This window comes from Clostridium ganghwense, from assembly GCF_026735165.1.
GTDB classification, from domain to species: Bacteria; Bacillota; Clostridia; order Clostridiales; family Clostridiaceae; genus Clostridium_H; species Clostridium_H ganghwense.
This window is the reverse complement of sequence record NZ_JAPQES010000001.1, coordinates 592,546-619,133: the sequence shown is the minus strand read 5'-3', so window position 1 is coordinate 619,133 and position 26,588 is coordinate 592,546. Positions and strand designations below refer to the sequence as shown.

Sequence of the window (26,588 nt, the reverse complement as noted above, 5' to 3'; positions counted from 1 at the left end):
AGCGTTTAGTAGAGAAAACTATCTTTCAAATACTTATTTTTTTCGAAAATTCTAAAAATATAAGTGGCAATAACACACTTTTCTGTATATATAAAGTATAATGATAATATGACTAAAGTTTTTTCGAAAATCTATAACAGATATAAACTAATTTTATGCAGTAGGAGGAACATTATGGGAAATATTAACTTAAGTTTAAAAAATGGAAAGAAAATTGTAGTAGATAAAGGAACAACTTTACATCAGATAGTAGTAGATAATAACTTGCAAAATGACGTTCCCTGCATACTAGGAAGAGTAAATGGAAGACTACGTGAACTCAATAATACTATAGAAGAAGATGGCTATTTTGAAGGAATAGATATTACAAATAAAATTGCAAGATTAGCATATGTAAGAACCCTTCAATTTGTATTGATAAAAGCTGTTTATGATTTATATCCTAGTGCTACAATAACTATTGAGCATTCTATAAGTAAAGGGATTTTTGGAGAAATACACAAGGAAACTCCTCTTAATAGTAGTGAGATAATAGAAATAAAGAATAAAATGCAAGAAATAATAGATAAAGATATTAAAATTAATAAAATATCTGTTACAAAGGAAAAGGCAGTAAAAATTTTCAAAAAATATGGAATGGAAGATAAAATAAGGTTATTAAAACATGTTAGTTCTAATAATTTAAAACTTTATGAGTTAGATGGAAGATACGACTATTTTTATGGATCAATGGCGTATTCAACAGGAGTTTTAAAGCTTTTTGATTTAATGTATTATGAACCAGGTTTTATTCTTAAAGCTCCTATATCAAATAATCCTAGAGAATTACCCCAATTTATAGATCACAAGAAATTAGCTAAGATATTTTATGAAACAGAACAATGGGGGGAAATTCTTGGGGTTGCAGATGTTGGTTCGTTAAATGATATAGTTATGAGCGGTGAAATAACTACCATGATAAGAATAGCTGAAGCATTACACGAAAAGAAAATAGCATATACAGCAGATATGATTTATAAAAGACCTAACACTAAAATTGTATTAATTGCTGGACCATCTTCTTCAGGTAAAACTACTTTTACTAAAAGACTTGGAATACAGTTAAGAGTAAATGGTTTAGTTCCTATTCTGATTTCACTTGACGACTATTTTGTAGATAGAGAGTATACTCCAAAAGATGAAAACGGAGAGTATAATTTTGAGTCCATTTATGCCTTGGATTTACCTCTTTTTAATAAAAATTTATGTCAGCTTTTAAATGGAGAAGAAGTTATTATTCCACGTTATGACTTTTTAACTGGTACTCGAAAATGGCATGAAAAACCTTTAAAACTTCCACACAATGGAATACTTTTAATAGAAGGAATTCACGGATTAAATGAGATGCTTACAGCTTCTATACCTAGGGAAAACAAATTTAAAATATATATTAGTGCTTTAACCCAATTAAACTTGGACAACCACAATAGAATATCTACAACTGATGTAAGAAGAATAAGAAGAATAGTAAGAGATTATTTATCAAGAGGATACGGAGCAGAAGATACTTTAAAAATGTGGCCATCTATAAAGCGAGGAGAAGAAAATAATATATTTGTCTTTCAAGAGGAAGCAGATGTAATGTTTAACTCTAATTTGGTTTATGAACTTTGTGTATTGAAAAAGTATGCAGAACCTGAACTGAGAAAAATTAAGCAGAATAGTCCTGTTTATTATGAAGCTATGAGATTAAAAAGCTTTTTACATTTCTTTAAAGATGTAGATAAAGAATTGGTTCCAGATAATTCTATATTAAGAGAATTTGTTGGAGGAAGTTTTTTTTATAAATACTAAGTTAGTAAATAAAGTTTACTTGATTAAATATTCAATATAGCTTAGTAGTGACAAAGGAGAATATAAGTTAAAAGATGCTTATACTTAAAAAAGTAAGAGCATCTTTTTTATTTTGTTAATTTATAGGAATAAACAAAGAAAATTGATATCATCACATCTTATATAGTTTTAAATAAAATATAGTGAGGTGTTTTTAAAATTGGGTAACAAATTTTGTGCTATGTAGCAAAGGGGGAAAATTATGAAGAATAATAGTTATACATCTTTAAAAAATTTTAGTAAAAATATTATTTTCAAAGAAATAAACATGAATAATATTTTAGAAATAACTCCAAGAGATATACTTGAATGGCTGTTGTATAATCAAAAGATAATATCTAATGAATCAAATAAATTAAAATCTGAAATTTCACAACTAATAAATGAATTAAATACAACTAATAAAAGTTCTAAAAAGGTTAAGATTAAGAAAGAAATTAAAGAGAGAAAAGAATATATAAATGCAATTAGTAAAAAGTTAGATAAATGGGCAGTGAATAAGTATAAAAATATACAAGATATAGTTAAACAAATATTAAAGCAATCTATACCGGAAGCAAGAGAAGAAGAGATGCAAAATATATTTATTAAATTTGAAAAGATGTTGAAAGATAAAAAATATTCAGCTACTTCATTAAAAAAAATTATAGATATAAACATTAAAGCATATAGAAAACAAATGATTAAACCATACTGTGAAACTAATTTACCTATACTTCCCCAAAATATTGATAATAAAAAAGAAGATGACGAGAAGAACATAGAAGAAACAATAATACCAACAGAAGTATTAATAAATTCACCTAAAAATTCGTCAGAAAATTTAAAAGTTAATATGTTTTATGCTTCAATAGTTGGACGAGATAGAGGTAATAATTTAAGTAACGAATCCTTTGAACTTATGTTATTAAAATCTTTAGATTATATATCAAAATTTTTATATGGGACTTTACAAAGTCAAATTACAGAATTATATAAAGAAATTGAAAATAGTAACAACTTTCATTACAAAAACATAAGATGACAGAGAGACTATAACTATAAATTACGGATAGGTGTTTTTATGAAAAAAATTTATATTTTTGTAATGATGTCTGTGGTGTTTATGTTTATAAATACTTCTTCTAGTTTAGTTAATACAATAATATATTCTATAGCTGTAGTTCCTATAGCTGTTTTACTTGGAGAACTTACTTCAAAAATTTCTGAATTTATAGGCGAAAAAAGAGGGGGACTTTTAGCTGCAACAGTAGGAAATTTTCCAGAACTTATGATGGGAGTTTGGTCTATAAGCTTTGGGATGATACCAATGGTTAAATCAGCATTAATAGGATCAATAGTAAGTAATATGCTTTTAGTACTTGGAATATCTATTTTTATAGGAGGAATAAAATTTAAAGAACAGATATTTAACAAGATAATAGCACGAACCAATTTTAATATGCTTCTTTTAGCTATGTCTGCTATGGTAGTAATGGCTTCTTTAAATGGATACAGTAATATTAAAATTAATACTATGACTTCAATAAGCATAAAGGTTTCAGTGGTACTTATTACTGTGTATATATTAGGGCTTATATTTTCTTTATATACTCACAGAAATCTTTTTGTTATAAGTGAAAAAAAAGATGACAATATACAGAAAAATGATAAGTTGTATAAGTATATTTTAATAATTGAAATAATAATAAATTCAGTTTTACTTTTTGTAATTAGTGAAAAGCTCATCTTTAATATCAGAGAAATGGTGAATTCCTATAATTTACCTCAAGAATTTATAGGCATAATTTTAATACCTATACTTGGTAATATGGGAGAAAATGTTTCTGCAATAATGTGTGCTGCACACAATAGAGTGAATATGAGTTTAGAGATTGCAATAGGGTCAAGTATACAAATAGCACTTTTTGCAACACCTCTTCTTGTAATATTCTCGTATTTTATGGGAGTAGAAATGACCTTTGTTTTTAGTAATTTTCAGATAATAATGAGTGGAATAGCAATAGGGATGTCCTTCTTTGTATTTCAAGATGGAAAAACATATTGGTTAGAGGGTGCAATTTTAATAGCTATATATACAATGGTTACAATGGGATACTATTATTTGGTATGAAAATGATTTGTTTTTAATATATTTATTATGATATCAAGTACTAGGGTGATTAATTGGGTCATAGAAAAGTAATTGAAACTTATTATAATGACATTAATAATCTTGCAGATTTACTTGGAAAACTAGTTAATTCATATAGATTGCTTATTGGCGGTGCAGATGATTTAAATAAAATAGCGCTATCAAGGAAAAGTGAGGTTAAAGATGCATTAAAGAGAGCTGAAAAGCTAGGGGATATTATTGATGATGTAATAGATGCATTAGAAGATGTTAGTCATAATTATGAACAGTATTGTCATCTAAAATCAAAGATTATGAATGAAAAGATAAATACAGATACTATTGCTACAGAAATACATGAGGATTTGATTTTTAAAGAATAAAAAAAGTGTGATAAAATATCACACTTTTTTTATCTTTACTTTACTAATCATAAGATAAGATAATAAAATCATAATTAATCCTGTTCTAACAATATGCAATGTGTTACTAAGAGTTAAAAAAGCATATAATGCCATGAACATTCCTGCAGCAGTAATAGGAATACCCATAAACTCTCCGTCAAAGTTTGTACAATTATATCGAGCGAGTCTATATGCACCGCATAAAGGAAATATTAAAACTAATAAATAACCAGTAAGCCCTAAATCCATAAAATTATATAAATTAAAGATTAAAAGTGCCGGTGCAACTCCAAAAGACACAAGGTCTGCTAATGAATCTAATTCTTTTCCAAGATCGCTGGACACATTTAAATATCTAGCAATACGACCATCATATCTATCCATAATACCTGCTAATAATATAAAAATACAAGCTAATCTGTAATCGCCCTTAAATGTCATTATCAATGAGATTAATCCACATGCAAGATTACCTAAAGTAAAGAGATTTGGCAGTGCATTTTTTGCTATTTTTGCCATTGAAATATCACTCCTAAATATTATTCCATAAAAAAAATACTTATCTACAATATTATATCGTATTTTAAACAAATAATTAAGAGCAAAAATAAAATTTTTAAAAAATTAATAAATATAAAGTATATATTTTGGACAAAATAATTAAGGAGGTGTTTTGTATGAAGATTAAAGATATAATGACTAAAACTGTGGCAAGCATAAATCCTGATGATTCTGTAGAACGTGCGGCTCAACTTATGAAAGAATATGATATAGGTTCTGTACCTGTATGTAATGGAGAAGAAGTTATAGGAATATTAACAGATAGAGATGTTACACTTAGATCCGCAGCAGAAGGACATAATGTAAATACTGAGAAGGTTAGAAGTGTAATGAGTTCAAATCCAGTTTTAGGTACACCAGATATGGATATTCATGATGCTGCAAGAATAATGAGTGAAAGACAAATTAGAAGACTTCCTATAGTAGAAAATAATAAGTTGGTTGGTGTTGTATCTTTAGGAGATTTAGCAGTTGAACCACATCTTTCAAATGAAGCAGAAGGAGCACTAACAGATATTTCAGAACCATGCAGTCCAACTTTATAAAAAGAAGAAAAAATCAGCTATGTAAATATAAAAAAATAAAATAGTTTAATTAAAAAGGGACAGTGATATACTAAATATAATTACTGTCCTTCATTTTAATTTATTATAAATATTTATAAAATACTTATAAATTTTGTTTGCAATAATTAAGTGTATAAAGTTTGTACTATATTAAGTTGTCAATTACATATAGTTGGAGGTATAATAAACTAAATTATGTTAAATTTTAAAAATACGTTTAGCCTAAGCAGGAGGAAAACATGAATAAAGTTAAGTTTATATATAATCCATTTTCGGGAGAAAATACTATATTAGATGATATTGATACAGTAATTAAGATACATCAAAAATATGACTATCTTGTTGTACCTTTTAGAATAAGCAAAGATTATCAACTTAGTGATGCTTTTAGAGATATAGATGAAACTTATAAATATATACTTATAGCTGGAGGAGATGGTACTGCAGATAATGTTGTAAACATAATGAAAGAAATGAATATTGATCTTCCTATTGCAATACTTCCTGTAGGAACAGCAAATGATTTCGCTAAATTTATAGGTATACCTATAAATGTAGAGGAAGCTTGTGAACAAATATTACAAAGTGATGTTGAAAGTTTAGATTTAGGAAAAATTAATGATAAGTATTTCATAAATGTAGCTAGCACAGGACTGTTTACTGATGTATCCCAAAAAACAGATGTAAACCTAAAAAATACTATGGGAAAGCTTGCTTACTATGTTAAAGGAATTGAGCAAATACCTAATTTTAGAAAGCTTAAAATAAAAGTCGATTCTTCAAATATGGTTTTTGATGGTGATATGTATTTAATGTTTATATTTAATGGTCAAACAGCAGGAAATTTTAAATTTGCATATAAAGCTGATGTTGCAGATGGTTTATTAGATGTAATTATAATAAAAGCTGGAATGATAAAGGATATAATAACATTGTTTGTTAAAATGTTAAGAAGTGAGCATTTAGAAGATTTTAAGGGTTTAATTTATTTTAAAACTGATAAACTTGAAATAGAATGCCATGAAAATATTGTTACAGATATTGATGGCGAAAGAGGTCCGGATTTTCCTTTAAAAGTAGAATGTATAAAGGGAGGATTAAAAGTTTTAGGAGTTAAACGCAAAAATTAAAAAGTAAGAATAATTATATATATAATGCAATAATTATAAGTAACAACAATTTAATGGAGAAGATAATTTGAAAGGGTATATTTATTTTTTATTGTTATTATTTATGTTAATTGTAATATATGAGGTTTTTAAGAAAAATAATAAACAGTCACCTACTAAAATAAAAATTCTATGTACCATTCTTTTAATAGGAATGACATTGAGATATTTAGTAATGATTTTAATGTTTTTAGTACAAAATATGAGCTATTTATATTTATTGAAACCACTGTATTTTTTCAATTTTATATGTATACCTATAGCAGCATTCATTACACTTTATATATTAATAAGAAATGATAAAATTAACTTTTCTTATATATTTTTTATTAGTGCTGTATTAGCGGGTATTTATATCTTTTTTATCTATAAATATCCTGTTAGTTTAAAGGTTGATAGATACAATGGATATTTTATGGAAATTATACAAGCATCATATGTATATATAGCTTATATGCTCGTTAATGTGTTTTTAGTAATTTTAGGAGTAAAATTTTATAAAAAAAATATAGATAAGAAAGGGATTATCTTATTTATACTTTCTGCTATTTTTTTAATAATTGAAACCATGTTGTTTTTTATAGGAAAATGGATATTTGTGAATATAGTTATAAGTGATATACTATGGATGTTAACTTTAAATTATGTACTAAGTAAATTAAAAAAAATCAGATAGAAAATTTTCTATCTGATTTTTTTAGTTCTTTTTTTATTTTTAGTATCAGGTTTATTTTTAGTATTAGGTTTATTTTGTGTGTTAAGTTTACTATTTTTATTTTTAGTTTTTTTAGCTTTTCCTTTAGAAGGAAATGATGGAATTAAACAGTTTTTTCCAGAACCAATCAAATCTTCTCTATGAGCTTTTATAAGAGCTTTTTTTACTAAGTTATAGTTTTCAGGTTTATTAAATTGAAGAAGAGCTCTTTGCATTGATTTTTCTTCAAAGGTTTTTGGTACATATACTTTTTCTCCTGTAATAGGATTTATACCTGTATAGTACATTGTTGTTGAAAGACTTCCAGGAGTAGGATAGAAATCTTGAACTTGTTCAGGAATATGTCCCATATTTTTTATATAAAGAGCTAAATCAATTGCAACTTTTAAATCACTTCCTGGATGACTTGACATTAAATAAGGAACTAAAAACTGTTTTTTATCTAGTTTTTTATTTATTTCATAATATTTTTTTTGGAATTTTTCATATACTTCATTTTTAGGTTTTCCCATTTGTCTAAGTACTTTATCGTTTATGTGTTCAGGAGCAACTTTTAATTGACCACTTATATGATGCTCGCATAATTCTCTAAAGAAAGTATCATCCTTATCTTCTATAAGATAGTCAAAACGTATACCAGAACGAATAAAGATTTTTTTAATTTTAGGTAATTTTCTTAGTTTTCTAAGTAAACTTAAATATTCTCTATGGTTTACCTTTAGATTCTTACAAGGTTTAGGGAAAAGACACTGTTTATTTTTACATACTCCTCTTTCTTTTTGACTTTCGCAGGCTCTATGTCTGAAATTTGCAGTAGGACCACCAACATCGTGAATATATCCTTTGAAATCATCTAAGGTTGTTAATAATTTAGCTTCTTCTATTATAGATTCTTGACTTCTGTGCTGAATAGTTCTTCCTTGATGGAAATTAAGAGCACAGAATGAACATCCACCAAAGCATCCTCTTTGGCTTGTTATGGAAAACTTGATTTCCCTAATAGCAGGTATACCGCCTTTTGGTTCATATATAGGATGGTATGTTCTAGTATATGGTAGATTATAAACAATATCCATTTCATCTTCTGACAATGTTTCTTGAGGTTTATTTTGAACTATATATCTATCACCATGTTTTTGAATAATATTGCGTCCATTTATGCTATCTTGTTCAAAGTATTCTAATTTGAAGCTTTCACCATAAGCTTTTTTACTATCAACACACTCTTCAAAAGAAGGAGCTTCTATATAGTTATTTATATTATCTAAATCTTTTGTTGTAAAAACTGTTCCTGTAACATTGGTTATATTTTTTATATCCATACCATATTTTAACAAATTAGCTACTTGAGTAACGGTTTTTTCGCCCATTCCATAAATTAATAAATCAGCTTTAGAGTCTATTAAAATACTTCGTCTAAGTTTATTATCCCAATAATCGTAGTGAACAAAACGTCTAAGACTAGCTTCAATTCCCCCTATTATTAAGGGGACTCCTTTGTAGGCTTCACGGGCTTTGTTGCAGTATACAATAATAGCTCTATCTGGTCTATGGCCTGTTTCACCACCTGGTGAAAACAAATCTGTGCTTCGTTTCTTTTTAGAAGCAGTATAGTGATTTACCATTGAATCCATATTACCAGAGTTTATAAGAAAACCGTATTTAGGTTTTCCTAGAATTCTAAAAGCCTCTACATCATGCCAATTAGGTTGGGAGATTATACCAACTGAAAAGCCTTCATTTTCTAAGGTGCGTCCTATTATTGCAGTACCAAAGGAAGGATGATCAACATATGCGTCACCGGTTATTATAATAAAATCTAATTGTTCTATATTTCTTTCTTTTAAATCTTTCTTACTTGTAGGCAAAAATTTTGTGTTTAATTTCATAAAAAGTATCCCTCCAAATCTAGTAATAATATTAACATAATGAGCTTAAAATATAAACAATAGAATAATGGTGAGAAGCGACATTACTTAGTTAAAAGTTGACAGAGGCCAGGTGATAGTTTAAGTTTAAGTTTTTCTATAAGAAAAACCTCCATCACTGTTAACGTTAATTGTCAACTGAATATTTCTTCGTAATATTCTCATATTATATAGCAAAATCATATAATATAGATATATTTTATTCTAAGTAAATAATTTTAAGTAATTTGCTTAAATACAGTTGCATTTTGAATAAACTGTAATATAATTTATAGTGAAGAGATAAAATTTAGATGGTATTTGTAAAAACTTTATGTAGTTAAAACAGAGTTGATTTTAATATTAAGATGAGCCCCAAAAGGCTTTTTTATTTTGAAAAGAGGTGACAGTTAATGGAAGGTGATCCCCTTAGTAGGAGATCCAATAATATTTTAAAATTGAATAATATATATAGAGAAAGCTATTTTGAGTTAACAGTTGAAAGTTGAGAGTTGATAGTTAGGAATTTAATTAAAAGTATAAATAGCTGTCAATTGTCAACTTTTAATTGTTAACTTGTTTATGGGTTTTCTCTATATATTAAGGGAGGAATATCCATGAAAAAGCTAAATAGTTTCTATTTAAGTGAAGTACTTCATAGAAATGTTTACGATGAATATGACGACTGCATAGGAAAATTAAGTGACATATATGTAACCACTGGTAATGGATATCCTAAAGCCATAGGATACAAGATTAAAAAAGGTAGTGAAGTTAATAACTATGAATTTCGTAATATTAAATTCTATGACGATAATGGTAAGATATATATAAAAGTTAGAATGGTCAAGGATATAATCCCAAGAGCATATTCTTATCTTTTATCTAAGCACTTACTAGACAAACAAATCGTAGACGTTAATGGCAAAAAAGTGGTAAGAGTTAATGATTTAAGAATAGCTGATATTTCTGGAGAAATTAGAGTAATAGCTGTTGAAACAGGATTTTTAGCTTTAAGTAGAAGGTATAATTTAGAGAAATTTATTAAAGTTTTCTTTAAACTATTGAATAAACAACCGCAAGATAAAGTCATAATGTGGGATGATGTTGAGTCTCTAGAAATGGTAGAGGATAGTTTGAAGATTGCGGTACCTTACAGAAAGATATCTGAACTACACCCAGCGGATATTGCTGATATTTTAGAGGAAGTGGATTTAAAATACAGAAATAAGATATTAGAGAGTTTGGATGAACATTTAGCTGCAGATACTTTTGAAGAAATCGACCCAGAAATTCAAGCAGATATACTAGAAACTATGAATCAATCTAAAGTATCAGAGATTTTAAATAATATGTCAAATGATGAAATAGCAGATATTTTAGAAGAACTAGACGAAGAAACTGCTGAAAAGTTTCTTGTAAATTTAGAAACAGAGGATGAAGAAAAAGTTAGAGATCTTATGCAATATGAGGATGAAGCTGTAGGAAGTATAATGAATACGGATTATGTGGCTTTTAATGTAAATATAACAGCAGCAGAGACTTTAGAGCTTTTAAAGGAAATAAAACCTGAAGAAAAGATATCACATTATATCTATATAGTAGATCAACATGAAAAGCTGCAAGGTGTGGTATCCTTCTTTGAACTAGGTTTGGCAGATCCTAATTCAAAGTTAAAAGATATTATGAAACGGGAAATTATAAAATTATTTGATGATGAAAATTTAGAAACTGCTATTACAAAATTTATCAAATATGATCTTATAACAATTCCTGTTATAGATAACGAAGAAAAGTTACAGGGAATAGTTATTATAAATGATATAATAGAAGAGGTTTTTTCGGAGAAATTAAAGAAAAAATTTAAAAAAGCGGTTTAAAAGAGAATTTGAAAGTGGAGAATTAAGAGTTGAGAGTGAAAATATTATTATTTTTCACTATTAATTTTAAATTCTCCACTTAATTTATTGAGTGTATTTTTATAAAAGTTGCACAAAATAAGTATAGCAATATGACTATATTTATTTTGGAGGTGTGACTATAAATGAGGAATAAACTAGGACTTAAAAGAATAAGTGTTCTAGTAATGGCATTATTACTTACATATGGTACTGTAACAGAATGTATTTATCCTTATTTTAATGTTATAGATACTGTAAGCTATAGGTATGGTTCTAAAGGAGAAGTAGTTAAAGAAATTCAGACTAAATTAAAAAGATGGGGATATTATACAAAAGGTATAGATGGTATATATGGGTATCAGACTTATACATCAGTTAAATATTTTCAAAGAAAAAATGGGCTTATCGTTGACGGAATAGTAGGAAATCAAACTTTAGGTGCTTTAGGAATAAATCCTAATAAAATCAATCCAGAGTCAAGACCTTCATCAAGTTCAGCATACAATGATAAAGATGTTAATCTGCTTGCTAGACTTATTAATGGAGAAGCAAGAGGAGAACCTTACGAAGGTCAAGTTGCTGTAGGAGCTGTGATTTTAAATAGAGTTAGAAATCCTAAATTTCCATCGACTATTGCGGGAGTTATATATCAACCAGGAGCTTTTACTGCTATAGTTGATGGGCAGGTACATGCAGAAATGAAGCCGAATTCAATTAAAGCTGCAAGAGATGCTTTAAATGGATGGGATCCATCTGGAGGAGCAATATACTATTTTAATCCGGTAACAGCAACTAGCGCATGGATTTGGTCTAGGCCACTTATCAAAGTTATAGGTAAACATAGGTTTTGCAGGTAGGTAAGTTCCAATAAAGTAAAAAAATACTTTGGATAAAATGGTTGACAATCTTTTCTTAAGTTCATATAATAAAAGTATAATTCATAGTAAAATAGTAAGAAATGCTGAGAAGAAGGAAAGTAGCGTAAATTAGATATTCAGAGAGGAAATCAAAAGCTGTGAGATTTCTATATTGAGTTTATGTGAAGTGCCCTTTGGAGTTTTGCACCGAAATATAATAGTAGGCTGCAGCGGGTTCACCCGTTATAGTGATAGAGCATTCATTCAATTGATACTTAAAGATTGATAGTGGATAGTTAATTGAACAGTGCTTGAAAATAAGTTGGGATATATGTATCCAATTAGAGTGGAACCGCAGAGTATAGCTTTGTCTCTATAAGTATAGAGACAAGGCTTTTTTTATATATAAATTTAAATTAAAGCTTAATTAATTTTATGGAGGGAGAAAAATGCTTAAATTTTTTAAAACACTAAAATACGATATAGACAATATAGTTAAAAATGATCCAGCAGCTAGAAACAGCTTAGAAGTAATAATTTTATATCCTGTAGTACATGTAATAATATTTTATAGAATAGCTCATGTATTATATAATAAAAAATTATTTTTCTTAGCTAGACTAATATCACAATTAGGAAGATTTTTCACAGGAATAGAAATACATCCTGGTGCTAAAATTGGTAAGGGATTTTTCATAGACCATGGGATGGGTGTAGTAATTGGAGAAACAGCAGAGATTGGAGATAATGTTACTCTATATCATGGCGTTACATTAGGGGGAACTGGTAAGGAGACAGGGAAAAGACATCCTACTGTTGGAAACAATGTTATTATTGGTTCTGGAGCCAAAGTTCTTGGGCCTATATTCATAGGAGATAATTCAAAGATAGGAGCAAATTCAGTAGTGCTTAAAGAGGTACCAGAAAATTCAACAGTAGTTGGAATACCAGGTAAAGTAGTAAAGAGAAGTTCCAATATAATAAAAATGGATGAATATGAAAATAAAGAAATAAGTAAATGTATGAATAGTTAGTATAAGAGTAGAAAATATTTATTTATATTGGAATTAATTCCACTTATTGAAAACAATGTGATGATATACTTTTTAAAAGTTTAAACTTATGGTATAGTATACTAAGGAGAACAGTAAGAAAGGTGGAATTAAGTTATGATATCACCAGCTATGACTAAACTTATAGGATATCTTCCAAAGAGCTTGGTTAAGTTTGTAGCTTATAAGTTAATAAATGGGTATGTAGATAAATATGCTAATATAACAGTACAAAATCAAGAAAATTTAAATGATTTAAAAAAACCAGTTATATATGTATGTAATCATCTAAGTAATTCAGATGCATTAATTTTACAACGAGCTATTAAAGATGATGATGTGACCTTTGTTGCTGGTGTTAAGTTAAATAGTAATTCTCTTACTAGTATGGGAGTAAGTATAGTTAAGACAACGCCAATTCATCCCAATTCTGCTGATAAAGAAGGTATAAAAAGAATTATTTCTATTATTAAGAATGGTGGAAGTATGCTTATTTTTCCAGAGGGAACAAGAAGCAGAACTGGTAAATTAATTAAAGCTAAAAGAGGAATAATTTTAATTGCAAGAATGTGTAAAGTACCTATTGTACCTATAGGAATGACTGGAACAGAAAAACTTTTACCTATAAATAAAGAAGGTAAAATGGAAAAAGAAAAGTTCAATTATTCTGATATTAATGTTAAGATAGGTAAACCATTTTATTTACCTAAGAAAGAAAGAGAAGAGGTAAGTAAAGAGTATGATGAAAGAGCTCTTAATTTTTTAATGGGAAAGATAGCAGAACTTTTACCAGTAGAATATAGAGGAGAGTATTTAAAAGAAAAATAAGAAGAAAATATAAATGTGATAATATAAAAAAGTATATACTTTTATCCAAGTATGATAATTGTAAAGTATGATATAAAAAATAGTCTATACCTTAAATCTATAGGAATAGATTATTTTTTTTATTTTATGGTAAAATAAATCTTAGTTAATAAAAATAAATATACTAAATAGTTATTGGATGTAGGTGATAAAGTATGAAAAAAGATAATATAAAAAAAGTACTTGATATATTAAGTAAAACTTATAAAGGTGTTAAATGTGGATTAGAATTTAAATCTCCTTATGAATTATTAGTTTCAACAATATTATCTGCTCAATGTACAGATGAGAGAGTAAATTTGGTTACAAATGAGTTATACAAGGAGTATAATACTCCAGAAAAAATGATAACTTTAAATGAAAGTGAGTTAGGAGAGAAAATAAAAAGCTGTGGATTGTATAGAAATAAAAGCAAGAATATTTTAGCTGCTTCTAATACTATTTTAAATAAGTATAGCGGTAAAATTCCAAGCACAATGGAGGAGTTAATAAATCTTCCTGGAGTTGGAAGAAAAACTGCTAATGTAGTACTTTCTAATGCTTTTGGAGTACCTGCTATTGCAGTAGATACTCATGTGTTTAGGGTATCAAATAGGATAGGACTTGCTAATGGAAAAAATGTTAATGAAGTTGAAAAACAGCTTATGAAGAATATACCAAAAGATATGTGGAGTGATGCACACCATTATATTATATGGCATGGAAGAAAGATATGTAAGGCAAGAAAGCCAGAATGTAAAACTTGTCCTATAGCTCCATATTGTGAGCAACGATTTTAATATTTAAAATGGAATTAGGGTTTGTTTAGCAGCCAGTTTATAGTTTTTATACATAAACTGGCTGCTATTGTTTTTTGTGTAACTTTCAATGTAACATAAGGATTTTGAGAGAATATATTATAATGAGCGATTAATTTAAGAATATTTAAAAAATATTCTTAAATTAGATATTTTTAAAGCCTATCAATACTGAAAAAACTTTAGGAAGTGATTAAATGGCAAGTATAGTAAAAAATTTAGTAGAGTATGATGGAGTAGCTGACTTTATTCCACAATTTACTGAAAAATATGCACCAATTAAAGAGTTTAATGTTCAAGAAACATTGGACATACCTACAGCTAAGCCAGATATAGAACAGATTGTAAAGGTTAAATCAGAATTAGTTATAACAAGTACAAAAGTTATAAAGACTCCTGTTGCAATTTCTTTAGATGAGCAGCGATTAACAGGATGGAAGGTAATTATAGAGGGTGAATTAAAACAAGTGGTACAGTATGTAGCAGACCAAGCTACTCAACCTATCCATGCAGCTCATTTTAATGTGCCTATAAGTGTGTTTATTGTGCTTCCTCCAGATTATGAAGAAGGCACATGCGTAAGTATAGAGGGATATATTGAAGATATTTATGCAGAGAAGATTGGAAAAAGGCAAATATTTAAAAATACAACTATTTTATTAGTTGCACGTGTTCTATAGAAGGGAGGAAAAAGTTTATGGAAGAAAAGAAAGAACCTATAAGCACATTAGGAGTTGCAAGTGAGCTACCAGAAAAGCCTATGTATTTTACTGAAATATCTATCCCAGAAATTATAAAGATACCACCACAAAAACCAGATATAGAACAAGTAATATCTATTATGGTTGAACCAGAAATAGTATCCATGCGTCTTGCAGATACTCCATGTGCAAAATCCTTTGAAGGACAGCTTTTAAGTGGGAAAAAATTAATAATGGAACTTAAGCTTAAGGAAAAAGTGTCATATGTAGCTGATGAAACAACTCAACCTGCCCATGCCGCTCACTATGAAGATGTTATGCAAAGTGTATTTGTTATTGTTCCTAAGTATGTTAACAATATTCCAATTGAGAGGCTTTTGAAGGCTAATAAGATAATAGTTACCCCATATATAGAAGATATATATGCAGAACAAAAAGATAATAGAACTATTTTTAAAAATATAACATTGCTTATAGATGTAACCTTTGCTTGCTAGATATAAAAAAGAAAGGAGAAAAACAAGATGGCTTATCAACCAGTACCAGTAACATTTCCAGTTGGGACTTTAATTGTACCAATGGATGCAACCTATCAAGATAATGGTATGTATAAAGCATATGGCTTAATTTTTAGACTGCTTTATGAAAATATAATAAATACTGATCCTAATTATGAACCTATTTATGTTTATTGGGCTATAGATCCTAATAAAACAGCTTTTACAACTGTTGATTTTACAGCAACCACTAGAGGGTATAATACTGCTGATGGTCCTGCAGCTAGAGCGTATAGTGGAGGACCATTTATTATACAATCAGATGATTTAGCATATGCAAAAACTCTCATAGATGCTTGGATTACTGCTAACACTGATCCTGACCCTGATCCTAAAAAAAATACTGTAGTAACTATTCATGAGCTTGTCAATCAAGCTACAATAAATACAATAGCAAAACTCATAAGACCACCAAGAATTTCTGTTGAAGATAACAATAATGGTATTGTTAGAGATTATTTAGATGCAGCAGGACTTCCTGATTATTATGCTTTATCTGGAACTTATACAACGGTACCTGAGTGGACTAGTAATAATATAAGTATATTAGACGAGGATGAAATTGCTAATGGAGCTTTCTTTGGTAACACATATCAAACAACCTGTCAAAAGTTAGCTTATGATATATTTATATCACCTCATACAAGTGAAGGCGTTTGGATTGATAATCCAAATACTTTACCAAATTTAGATGAATTCATTAGGCTTGGTGGAATTTTACATTCTATGTGTGAATCTATACCATCAATAGAAGATAATGCATTATTTTTAACTACTAGTGGTATTATTGATGAAAACAAAGGTGATGACTTCTTTATAAACACATCAGAAGCTACAAATCCACTTCTTCAAGCTGTGCCAACAGATGACCCTCAAGATTTACCAGGAGGAAGTGTACAGACTTGGGAAAATAGTTTAACAAGCTATAAACCACTTACTGATGTATTGGCATATTTTATAGAAAATAGTATACAATATGATTTAATGGTAGCAGGTCAATATCAAGGAAGTATATTTGACCCAAATGCTAATGGTTCAGGAGCAATAGTATATCAAGGTGGTCATTCATACGAAACTAAGATACCTTATACCGATGATCAAGAAGATATGTATACTAAGTTCGTATTAAATTCAGTATTTTTATCAGTTACAAAACCATTTATAGATTTAACAATAAACCCCAATGCTATAGTAGCTGATGGGAATCCTAAAAACTTAACTTTTACAATTAAAAATATTGGTGGAGCTCAAGCTAAAAATGCAACCATATCAGTTACATTACTTTCAGGAATGACTCCTAGCAATTTTAGTATAGCACCAACTAGTATTATAGGGGATACTTTAACTTGGAGCAATATAACTTTAGATGGAGGAGATACAATAACATTTGATGTTTTAAATTATACTCCAATTAGTCCCGGAGCCTTTGCTATAGATTTTACTGCAACTTACTCAGATGAAATTTTTGCTACTGATCAAAATCCTTATATATTAGATACTTGTACTACACTAGCAGTTTTACCAGCTAATTCCCCATTTTTATTAGTAGAGAAGGAAGTTGATGGTTCTACTCAAACCTTTATAGAACCAGGTGGTACCGTAGTATTCACTTATACTATTACAAATTTTGGAGATCAACCAGCATATGACATAGAACTTGTTGACCCAAATTTGTTTGACTATTTTGATAGTACTAGCTTTATTATTACTACAACACCAATTACAACACCACCATTACCACCACCAACAATCGATACTATCAATAAAAAAATAATATTTCAACCTGGTTTATTAGGTTTATCAATACCTGCAGGACCTCCACCGGTACTAGGAAATCCACTTATAGTTACTGTTAATGCTACGCACAAAGGAAGTATTGTTGTACCTCCTGAAACAATTATAAATGAAGCAACTATTAATTATGTAAATTTATTTGATCCTCAACAACCAGTTTCACTAACATCACCAGAAAGTAATTCAGCTACAACTAAAATTGTATTACCAGATATTTTAGTTGAAAAAAGTGTTGATAAAGCAAATGCAGCAATAGGCGATATATTAAAATATACAATAGATATAACAAACCCAGGAAATACAACAATAACACAAGTAGATATTACTGACTTAATACCAACTGGATCAAGTTATGTACCAGATTCCCTTAATGTAACTACAAATATATCTCCACCGCCTACTATAACAGCAAACTATATAGCTACACCACCAGCAAGAGTAGAAGTTACAGTGATAGGAGAATTAGATCCAATACCACCAGACCCAGATACACCGACAGAGACAATAACCATAGAATTTGAGGTACAAGTAAATTCAATACCACCAAACCCTACTCCAAATCATGCAACAGTTGACTATATTTACAAAATAGGAGAACAAAGTACTGGAACTGAAAGTGAAGATAGTAATACTGTAGAAACTAATATAGCATCGTTACAAGTTGTTAAAACTGCTCCTCCTTTTGTAGAACTAGGTGAAAACTTAACTTATACAATAAGTTTGACTAATAATGGTGAAGTACCATTAACAAATGTACAATTAATAGATACTATACCACCTGGAACAAGTTTTGTAAGTGTAACTGGAGCAACTTTTATAAGTCAAGTAGGCCAAATAATAACGTTACAAGTAGCCTCTATCCCGATAAACTCTACAGTAACTGTTACTATAACTGTTAAAGTGAATACTTTACCACCTGACCCATATGAAATAACAAACTTTATATCTGCAATATTTACAGTTGATGGTGATGAAAAACCACCTGTAATAGACACAGCAACAAGTACTGTTGTAGAAGGTAAGATAGATGTAATTAAGGGAACTGTGGGAAATATATCAAATGCAAAAGTAGGAGATACAGTAACTTATGAAGTAGAGATAACTAATACTGGAAATGTACCTGTAACACTTACTAATCTTAATGATATTATTCAACCACCAGGATATACAAATCCAAATACAACTAATATGCCTTTAAATATAACATTACAGCCACAACAGTCAACAACAATAACTTATGATGTAGATATTACAGCTGTACCTCCAGGATTAAACCCTAAAATAGACAATACAGTTACAATAGATTTTAATTATCAAGTAGGTCAGCAAACAGTAACTGGTCAAGAACAAGATTCGTACACAGTAAATATACAAACACCAGATATTTCAGTTGTAAAAGATGTTGATAAACAAAATGCTGCAGTAGGAGATATATTAACTTATACAGTAGAGATAACAAATACAGGAACAGTAAATATAGATACTGTAACGTTTACTGATTTAATACCAACTGGAACAAGTTATGTAGCAAACTCACTTAATGTAACTACAAATATAATTCCAGCTCCGACTATATCAAAACAATATATAGCTATACCACCAGAAAGAGTAGAAGTTATAGTAAACGGTCAGTTTAAACCATTAAATAAAATAACTATAACATTTAAAGTAAAAGTAGAATCAATAACACAAAATCCTATTACAAATCAAGGTACTGTTGATTTTATTTATAGAGTAGATCCAAATGAACCTCCTAGAACTGAAACAAGAGACAGTAATATTGTAGAAACTAATGTAGCATCTTTAATAATTACTAAGAGTGCACCTCAATTTGTAGAACTAGGAGAAAATTTAATTTACACAATAAGTATAACTAACAATGGGCAAGTAGACCTGACAAATGTACAAATAAATGATACTATACCAAATGAAACAAGCTTTGTAAATGCAACGGTAGTTGGAGCAACTAAAGTATCCCAACAAGTAATTGGAAAAAATGTAACGATAGTGGTAAATCCTGTACCGATAGGCGCAACTGTAGATATTAACATAGAAGTTAGCGTTGATACTCTACCACCTGCGCCATATGAAATAAAAAATAGTGCAACTGCTATTTATACAGTAGATGGTGATCCAAAACCACCTGTTGAAAGTGAAGAAGTAACTACTATAGTTCAAGAAGGTAAGATAGATGTAAATAAGGGAACTATGGGAGATATAACGTACGCAAAAGTAGGAGATACAGTAACGTATGAAGTAGAGATAACTAATACTGGAAATGTACCTGTAACACTTACTAATCTTAATGATACTATACAACCACCTGGATATACAAGTCCAGATATAACTAATATACCTTTAAACACAACATTACAGCCAAATGAATCAATAACAATAACTTATGATGTAGATATTACATCACTACCTCCAGATAAAAAGTTAGACAATACAGTTACAGTAGATTTTAATTATCAAATAGGTCAAGAAACAAAAACAGGTCAAGCTGAGGATACGTTCACATTAAATGTAGAGGAGATAAAAGTTAGTTTAACAAAAGCAGTTAATAAATTATTTGCAGAGCCTGGAGAGGAATTAACATACACATTTACAATAAACAACCAAAGTAGTGTTCCTATAACAAATGTATATTTATATGATCCACTACCTGCAAATACTACCTTTGTTCAAGGTTCATTTTCACTTGATCCTACTCAGAATCCTACTGTATTCCCTGGGGCATTTATAGGAACTATTCCAAGTAATAGCCAGGTTGTAGCTAGTTTTAAGGTAAGGATAGATCCAGATTTGACAAGTGCTGTAAATATACCAAATGAGGGTTCAGTAACTTATAACTTTAAATTAGACCCAAATGAACCAGGACCAGGACAACCAGCAGGGCCAGAGAATAGCAATGTGGTAAATACTCAAGTAGAAATTGCGGAAATAAAATTAACAAAATCAGTATCAGATGAGTTTGCTGAAGTAGGAGATATTATAACTTATACAGTGACTGTAGAAAATACAGGAACAGTAGATGCACATGATGTTGAAGTGATAGATATACTTTCTTCTGATTTGCAGTTTGTACCTGGAACATTAGTAGTTACTCCACAACAGATAGGGGACACTGTAACAGGAACAAACCCAAGTTATGTAAAGATAAGCATTGTAAGGGCAAATCCTAATGTTGTAACAATACAATTTGATGCAGAAGTAATTAGTAGACCTCAATCAGGTAAAATAGATAATATAGCCCATGCAAACTTTAAATATAGTTTAGATCCACAATTGCCACCTACTTTAAGTAAAACAGATATACCAAGTAATGTAGTAACTACAACTGTTCAAGAGATAGAAGTAGAAATTCTTAAAACATCAAATAAAACTTTTGTAGAGGTAGGACAGAATTTAACTTATACAGTTCAAATAACAAATAAATCAACGGTACCGGTTGATATTAAATTTACAGACACATTACCAGCAGTAACGCAGTATGTAACAGGAAGCTTTAATTTAATAAGTGGATCAGCTACAGTAACTAATAACACTGTACCTGATAGTACTTTAATAGATGTAGATATAACAGGAATGTCACCACAATCTTCAGTAATATTTAGCTATAAAGTTAAGATTTTAAGTTTACCACCTTCTCCATCGGAAATAACAAATGCAGCTGTGGCTATACCTTCATATAGTTTATTCCCAGGTGGACCAATCAGAGAAGGAAATCCTGTTACAGACGAAGTGACTACACCTGTAAAATTAATAAAAATAGAGGCAATAAAATCAGTAGAGGAAGCAGTTGCAACTATAGGGGATATACTACACTATACAGTAACAATTATAAATAATGGTAATGTAACAGCTGAAAATGTAGTGTTTAGCGATAATGTTCCTGATGGAACAGAGTTTGTAGAAGGAAGCTTAACAGTAGATGGAGTTCAAGTAGATTCTAGTCCAGAAGAAGGAGTAGATATTGGAAGTATAGTACCTGGTCAAATAGTTACTATTAAATTCAATGTAAAAGTTGTAGCTATACCAGAACCACCTAATGAACCAAAGGCAGAAAATACTGCATTAGTAACTTTTGATGTTGAATTAGATGGTCAGTTGCAACCAAGAGATCCTGTAACCAGTAATCCAGTAGAAACAGAATTAGTAAAAGTTCAATTAGAAGCTATAAAAACAGTAGATAAAGATATGGCTAATGTAGGAGATATTTTAACTTATACTGTAGTTATAAAAAATACTGGAGATATAACTATAGATAATGTTATTTTCAATGATATAATACCAGAGGGAACTGTATTAGTAGGAAGTCAACCAGTACAAAATGTAAATCTTGGAAGTATAGAACCAGGAGAATCTAAAACAATAACTTTCCAGGTAAAAATAGTATCTAAACCATGTCCACCAAAATTAATAAATAAAGCTACTATTAATGGAACTTATATTATTGAAACACAGCGTAAGATAAGTATAGAAAGTAATGAAGTAATAACTTATGTAGATGTTAGAATGTTTAAGCAGTTTAGTGTAGATGAAAATTTAATAATACCAAGTCAAAAGCCAGATATGGAAGAGATATTAGAAGTAATTGTAGATGTTGAAATAACCTATACAAATTTAATAAAAACTTCAATCATAACATCTTATGAAGGACAGACACTAACGGGATGGAAATTGATTGTAGAGGGTAAGTTGAAACAAAAAATTGTTTATATTGCAGATGAACCTACCCAGTCTGTACATGCAGCAGAGTTTGATGTGCCATTTAGTACATTTATTGTATTACCTGCTGATTATAAGAAATGTATACAGCTTAAGGTAGAGGGAATAGTCGAAGATGTGTTTGTTAGGTTAATAGATAAGAGAAGAATATTTAAAAACGTTACGTTAATTGTAGAAGCTAAAAAAGTTTGTTAAAAATATAATGGGTGTCTTTTAAGACACCCATTAATAAATTGTTGATTATTTTATATAAAACTATTTAAACATTGTATATCAAAACTGAGTACTTGAACATACAATATTAGTATAAAGTTTTTTATATATTTTTGTTGAATAATTTATAAACAAAAATGAATTATTCAACAAAAAGTAGTTATTATTAACAACATGTTGCATCAAGGAAAAGAACAACATTTTTGAAAAGAGTTCGTTTATCTATTTGCTGAACATAAATGTCTTCAATGTATGGCACTACATTAATAAGACATCCTTCATTAAAATCTTCTGGAAGTACTATATAGGTACTAAATGGTACTGTAAAGTGAGCAGCATGAACAGATTGAGTAGGTTCATCTGCTACATATTCAATTTTTTGTTTCAATTCGCCTTCAACAATTAGTTTCCATCCTGTCAAAATTTGACCTTCAGATGATATGGATACAGGAGTTTTTATTACTCTTGTATTTGTAATTATAACCTCTGCAATTACTCTTACAATTTGCTCAATATCTGGTTTAACACTAGGTATGATTAAGTTTTCTTGAACTGTTAGTTGTTTGAAACATTTTGGATCTTTAGGAAAAATATCAGCTATACCTGAATAGTCTATTAATCCTTTTACAACACTTCCCATTTTAACCCTCCTTGCATGGAAAATTTTTAAAAAGTAAACAGTTTTTTATTCTATGGAGCTACAACTTCAGTAGATACTGTGTTGCTAGTATCTGTTCTGGTTTCAGTTGAACATACCTTATACTCATAGGTTACATTTGCTGTATTTTCTAATGTTGCTACTTCAGTACCTTGAACATCAAATGTTATTGTAACAGTCTCACAAGGTGGAATATCATCAAGTGGTACTCCGCCAGCAGAGAATGGATCTGCACCTGCTACAACAACACCATTTACTGTGAAATTATTTTGATAAGTGTATGAACCACCTGTAAGAGTATCTTTGAAAATTACATTTCTTGCATTTATTTGTCCTGTATTTTCAATTGTTACTGTATAGGTGTAGGTAGTGCCTGTAGTTACTTCACTTGGACCTGATTTTACTAAAATAAGGTTTGCTTCGCAAGAATTAAAGGTTACATTTATCAGTACAGTAATATTTTTAAATATTGTTCTTTTATCTAGTTGTTCTCCATAAATATCTTCAATATATGGAGTAACTGATAATTTCCCCTGTAATAGTAGAGTTTCAATTGGCACGTCCTTACCTTTTATATTAATAGTTTTAGGAACAACAACCCAAATACTACTAACCTTGTTCTCAAAATGAGCAGCGTGAACAGATTGAGAAGGTTCGTCAGCTATATATTTTACTTTTTGCTTAAGTTCGAGCTCAATGCTTAGTTTTCTACCAGTAAGAGTTTGACCTTCCTGTGATGTACCTTCGGGTGTTTTAATAATTCTAAGAGATACTATTTTGGCATCTACCATTACAGAAAGAAGTTCTTCCATGTCAGGTTTTTGATCAGGAATAATAACAGTTTCAGGTATAGCTACTTCAGTAAAATATGCATCAGCGCAAAGAGTTGGTAAAGAAGGAGATATACCGATTCCTTCTACACCTTGACGTACTACATTACTCATATATGGCACCTCCTTAAATAATAACTAATATATTGCATCAAGAAGTAAAGTTACATTTTTGAAGATATCTCTCTTAGTTACCTGTTTTACATAGATATCTTCAATATATGGAATAATTGTTACAACAGTACCATCTTCAAAATCTTCAGGAAGTACAATAAATGTACTGAAAGGTACTTTGAAATGAGCAGCATGTACTGATTGAGTTGGTTCATCAGCAACATATTCTATTTTTTGATTAAGCATACCTTCAATTATGATTTTTCTACCTGTTAAAATTTGCCCTTCTTTAGATTTTCCTATAGGTGTTTCTATAATTTTTGTACTTGTAATTACAGCTTCTGCCATAACCCTTACAATTTGTTCTATATCAGGTTTTGCAGAAGGGATAGTTAAATTTTCTTGAACAGTTAGCTGTTTAAATGAAGTCATTTGTTCAGGTAGTTGTTCAGGATCAACTATGCCAACGTATTCAATTAAATTTTTTACAATACTTGCCATAAGAACCTCCTTAAAATAGTTATATGGAGATATATGTTATTTAAATATCTCACCATAAATAGATATGATAGATTTAAAAATAAAATAACCTTAAAATGGTAATAGTTGTAAAAAGTACAAGCATTTATTTTATACAAATAAAATAAAGTGTTATTGAATATAGTGTATAGATTGAGAAATGTTTGGAGGAAAGTAATGATATGGAAATTAAATGCGGAACAATAAAAGGAACTTATAATAAATGCTGTCATGAAAAAGAGTTACTTTTTACTCAGTTTAGTTGTGAGGATAAAGTTAAAGTTCCAGATGCAAAACCTGATGTAGAGGAAATTGTTTCTGTTATAGTTGAACCAGAAATTGTTTCATTAAGGGTAATTAATTCACCTAAAGGTACATCCTATGAAGGTCAACATCTATCAGGTAAAAAGCTTTCTATTGAAATAAAATTAAAACAAAAAATAATGTATATTTCAAAATCAGCTGTCCAGTCTGTTCATGTTGTAGAAAATGAATGCTATAAAAGCACATATATAGTTATTCCTTATTTAATATATGGTTCTAAGGTTGAGGATTTAATAAAACTTAAATATCTTGTTCCTAAGATTATTGTAGAGGGGAATTTTGCTGAAAAAATTGATGATAGAACTATATTTAAGAATATAATACTGTTTATTGAATTGAAGTTATATCCTATTTATGTGTTATGTCATTCAGAAGATTATAACTGTAATAAAAGTAAATTATATATAGAATATGATGATGGAACTAAAAAGAAAGAAATAGCAGCTTGTGATAATTGTAAAATATTAAGGCCAAAATGGTCTCCATCGGGACAGAAAATTGGGTATATCTGTTACGATAAATACAGTAGTAGTTTATGCATAACAGGTATTTCAAGTAGAAAGGTAAGAAAAATAACTGATCCATATATATTTAATGCTATAACTAGTTTTTCATGGGGGAATAATGATAATGAAATATTTTTTTCAGCATATTTAGAAGGGAAAAAAGAAATTTTTTATATTGATATTAGTACATGTCAATGGAAACAGTTAACTTACAGTAAAAGGGGATGGAAGAATTTTAATGTTAAAATATCACCCAACGGCAACAAAGTTGGTTATATTAAAACTATGTGTGATGATAGCAATCTTTATATAATGAATACACATGGACTTGACACAAATAAAATAACCTCTTCAGGAAATGTGAAATATTTTGATTGGCAGAATGATAGTACTGCTGTTGCTTATGTTTCTTCAAAAGAGTGCGGCAAAGGAAAACAGGGTAATTTTTGTTTGGGTTCTATGGAGAATGGAGATGAGATTTATATTATAGACATATCAAATTTGAATAAGGAGTCTATTGGGATTTCTGAAGAAAAATTACACATAAAAAATATAAGATTTTCACCAGATAGTAGATATATAGCTTTTATAGGAGTAAGAATGGGAATAGAAAATATATATGCTTATGATTTAGTTAAGAAAATATATATTAAGATTGATAATGAATTTGGTGTGAAAATAGGAGATTTTGCATGGAATAGTGAATCTACACAAATATATTTTTCTTCTAATAAGCTCAATTACTACAACATTTACGTATTTACAATTTGTGATGAAACAATAACACAGATTACTAATACTAGTTCAAATAATATTAAACTTAGTTACAGACCAAGAATAATATAAAAATTTCTTAATAA

The 26,588-nt window shown here is 29.1% G+C and carries 21 protein-coding genes and 1 other annotated feature; of the genes, 16 read left to right on the top strand and 5 right to left on the bottom strand.

Annotation, left to right across the window (positions count from 1 at the left end):
* The first annotated feature begins 174 nt into the window (after positions 1-174).
* From OXH55_RS02710 to OXH55_RS02695, 4 genes are all read left to right on the top strand, one after another.
* Positions 175-1,833: a nucleoside kinase gene (locus OXH55_RS02710; RefSeq protein ID WP_268047933.1), complete on the top strand. Its 1,659-nt coding sequence runs from the start codon at positions 175-177 to the stop codon at positions 1,831-1,833.
* Positions 1,834-2,074: 241 nt separating this feature from the next.
* On the top strand, positions 2,075-2,896 hold the full coding sequence (locus OXH55_RS02705) for a hypothetical protein (protein ID WP_268047932.1): 822 nt from the start codon (positions 2,075-2,077) through the stop codon (positions 2,894-2,896).
* Between the two features lie 39 nt (positions 2,897-2,935).
* Complete coding sequence (gene cax, locus OXH55_RS02700; RefSeq protein ID WP_268047931.1) at positions 2,936-3,985, top strand: calcium/proton exchanger; 1,050 nt, start codon at positions 2,936-2,938, stop codon at positions 3,983-3,985.
* Between the two features lie 53 nt (positions 3,986-4,038).
* Positions 4,039-4,368, top strand: coding sequence for a hypothetical protein (locus OXH55_RS02695; protein ID WP_268047930.1), 330 nt, complete (start codon positions 4,039-4,041; stop codon positions 4,366-4,368).
* An 18-nt stretch (positions 4,369-4,386) separates the two neighbouring features.
* Here the strand turns inward: OXH55_RS02695 and pssA are convergent, their stop codons facing one another.
* The gene (gene pssA, locus OXH55_RS02690) at positions 4,387-4,908 is read right to left on the bottom strand and encodes a CDP-diacylglycerol--serine O-phosphatidyltransferase (RefSeq protein WP_268047929.1); all 522 of its coding nucleotides are present in this window, start codon (positions 4,906-4,908) and stop codon (positions 4,387-4,389) included.
* A 158-nt stretch (positions 4,909-5,066) separates the two neighbouring features.
* Between pssA and OXH55_RS02685 the strand changes: the two genes are divergently transcribed.
* From OXH55_RS02685 to OXH55_RS02675, 3 genes are all read left to right on the top strand, one after another.
* Positions 5,067-5,495, top strand: a complete 429-nt coding sequence (locus OXH55_RS02685) for a CBS domain-containing protein (protein WP_268047928.1) — start codon at positions 5,067-5,069, stop codon at positions 5,493-5,495.
* Between the two features lie 260 nt (positions 5,496-5,755).
* Positions 5,756-6,646 carry a YegS/Rv2252/BmrU family lipid kinase gene (locus tag OXH55_RS02680; RefSeq protein WP_268047927.1) on the top strand — a complete coding sequence of 297 codons (891 nt, stop codon included), beginning with the start codon at positions 5,756-5,758 and terminating at the stop codon, positions 6,644-6,646.
* A 103-nt stretch (positions 6,647-6,749) separates the two neighbouring features.
* Positions 6,750-7,361 carry a hypothetical protein gene (locus OXH55_RS02675; protein ID WP_268047926.1) on the top strand — a complete coding sequence of 204 codons (612 nt, stop codon included), beginning with the start codon at positions 6,750-6,752 and terminating at the stop codon, positions 7,359-7,361.
* An 8-nt stretch (positions 7,362-7,369) separates the two neighbouring features.
* Here OXH55_RS02675 and OXH55_RS02670 read toward each other — a convergent pair whose 3' ends face one another.
* A complete protein-coding gene (locus OXH55_RS02670; protein WP_268047925.1) occupies positions 7,370-9,289 on the bottom strand; it encodes a YgiQ family radical SAM protein in 1,920 nt (639 codons plus the stop codon).
* A 635-nt stretch (positions 9,290-9,924) separates the two neighbouring features.
* Here OXH55_RS02670 and OXH55_RS02665 point away from each other — a divergent pair.
* The 8 genes from OXH55_RS02665 (at position 9,925) to OXH55_RS02630 (ending at position 22,759) form a co-directional block, all read left to right on the top strand.
* Entirely contained in the window at positions 9,925-11,187 is a 1,263-nt protein-coding gene (locus OXH55_RS02665) for a magnesium transporter (protein ID WP_268047924.1), read from the top strand.
* Positions 11,188-11,351: 164 nt separating this feature from the next.
* Positions 11,352-12,065, top strand: a complete 714-nt coding sequence (gene sleB / locus OXH55_RS02660) for a spore cortex-lytic enzyme (RefSeq protein WP_268047923.1) — start codon at positions 11,352-11,354, stop codon at positions 12,063-12,065.
* Between the two features lie 97 nt (positions 12,066-12,162).
* Positions 12,163-12,443 (top strand) — a binding site (T-box leader).
* A 71-nt stretch (positions 12,444-12,514) separates the two neighbouring features.
* The gene (epsC, locus tag OXH55_RS02655; RefSeq protein ID WP_268047922.1) at positions 12,515-13,099 is read left to right on the top strand and encodes a serine O-acetyltransferase EpsC; all 585 of its coding nucleotides are present in this window, start codon (positions 12,515-12,517) and stop codon (positions 13,097-13,099) included.
* Positions 13,100-13,234: 135 nt separating this feature from the next.
* On the top strand, positions 13,235-13,945 hold the full coding sequence (locus OXH55_RS02650) for a lysophospholipid acyltransferase family protein (RefSeq protein WP_268047921.1): 711 nt from the start codon (positions 13,235-13,237) through the stop codon (positions 13,943-13,945).
* A gap of 194 nt (positions 13,946-14,139) precedes the next feature.
* Positions 14,140-14,763: an endonuclease III gene (gene nth, locus OXH55_RS02645; RefSeq protein WP_268047920.1), complete on the top strand. Its 624-nt coding sequence runs from the start codon at positions 14,140-14,142 to the stop codon at positions 14,761-14,763.
* 215 nt (positions 14,764-14,978) lie between these two features.
* A complete protein-coding gene (locus OXH55_RS02640) occupies positions 14,979-15,461 on the top strand; it encodes a DUF3794 domain-containing protein (RefSeq protein ID WP_268047919.1) in 483 nt (160 codons plus the stop codon).
* 17 nt (positions 15,462-15,478) lie between these two features.
* Entirely contained in the window at positions 15,479-15,979 is a 501-nt protein-coding gene (locus tag OXH55_RS02635) for a hypothetical protein (RefSeq protein ID WP_268047918.1), read from the top strand.
* A 27-nt stretch (positions 15,980-16,006) separates the two neighbouring features.
* Entirely contained in the window at positions 16,007-22,759 is a 6,753-nt protein-coding gene (locus tag OXH55_RS02630) for a DUF7507 domain-containing protein (protein WP_268047917.1), read from the top strand.
* Positions 22,760-22,943: 184 nt separating this feature from the next.
* On the opposite strand, the gene OXH55_RS02625 is transcribed toward OXH55_RS02630, so the two are convergent.
* The 3 genes from OXH55_RS02625 to OXH55_RS02615 are packed head-to-tail and all read right to left on the bottom strand — an operon-like array spanning position 22,944 to position 24,880.
* Positions 22,944-23,417: a DUF3794 domain-containing protein gene (locus OXH55_RS02625; protein WP_268047916.1), complete on the bottom strand. Its 474-nt coding sequence runs from the start codon at positions 23,415-23,417 to the stop codon at positions 22,944-22,946.
* A 50-nt stretch (positions 23,418-23,467) separates the two neighbouring features.
* A complete protein-coding gene (locus OXH55_RS02620; protein ID WP_268047915.1) occupies positions 23,468-24,379 on the bottom strand; it encodes a COG1361 family protein in 912 nt (303 codons plus the stop codon).
* A 24-nt stretch (positions 24,380-24,403) separates the two neighbouring features.
* Positions 24,404-24,880, bottom strand: coding sequence for a DUF3794 domain-containing protein (locus OXH55_RS02615; RefSeq protein WP_268047914.1), 477 nt, complete (start codon positions 24,878-24,880; stop codon positions 24,404-24,406).
* Between the two features lie 200 nt (positions 24,881-25,080).
* Here OXH55_RS02615 and OXH55_RS02610 point away from each other — a divergent pair, with 200 nt between their 5' ends.
* Positions 25,081-26,574, top strand: coding sequence for a hypothetical protein (locus tag OXH55_RS02610; protein ID WP_268047913.1), 1,494 nt, complete (start codon positions 25,081-25,083; stop codon positions 26,572-26,574).
* The last annotated feature ends 14 nt before the right edge of the window (positions 26,575-26,588 follow it).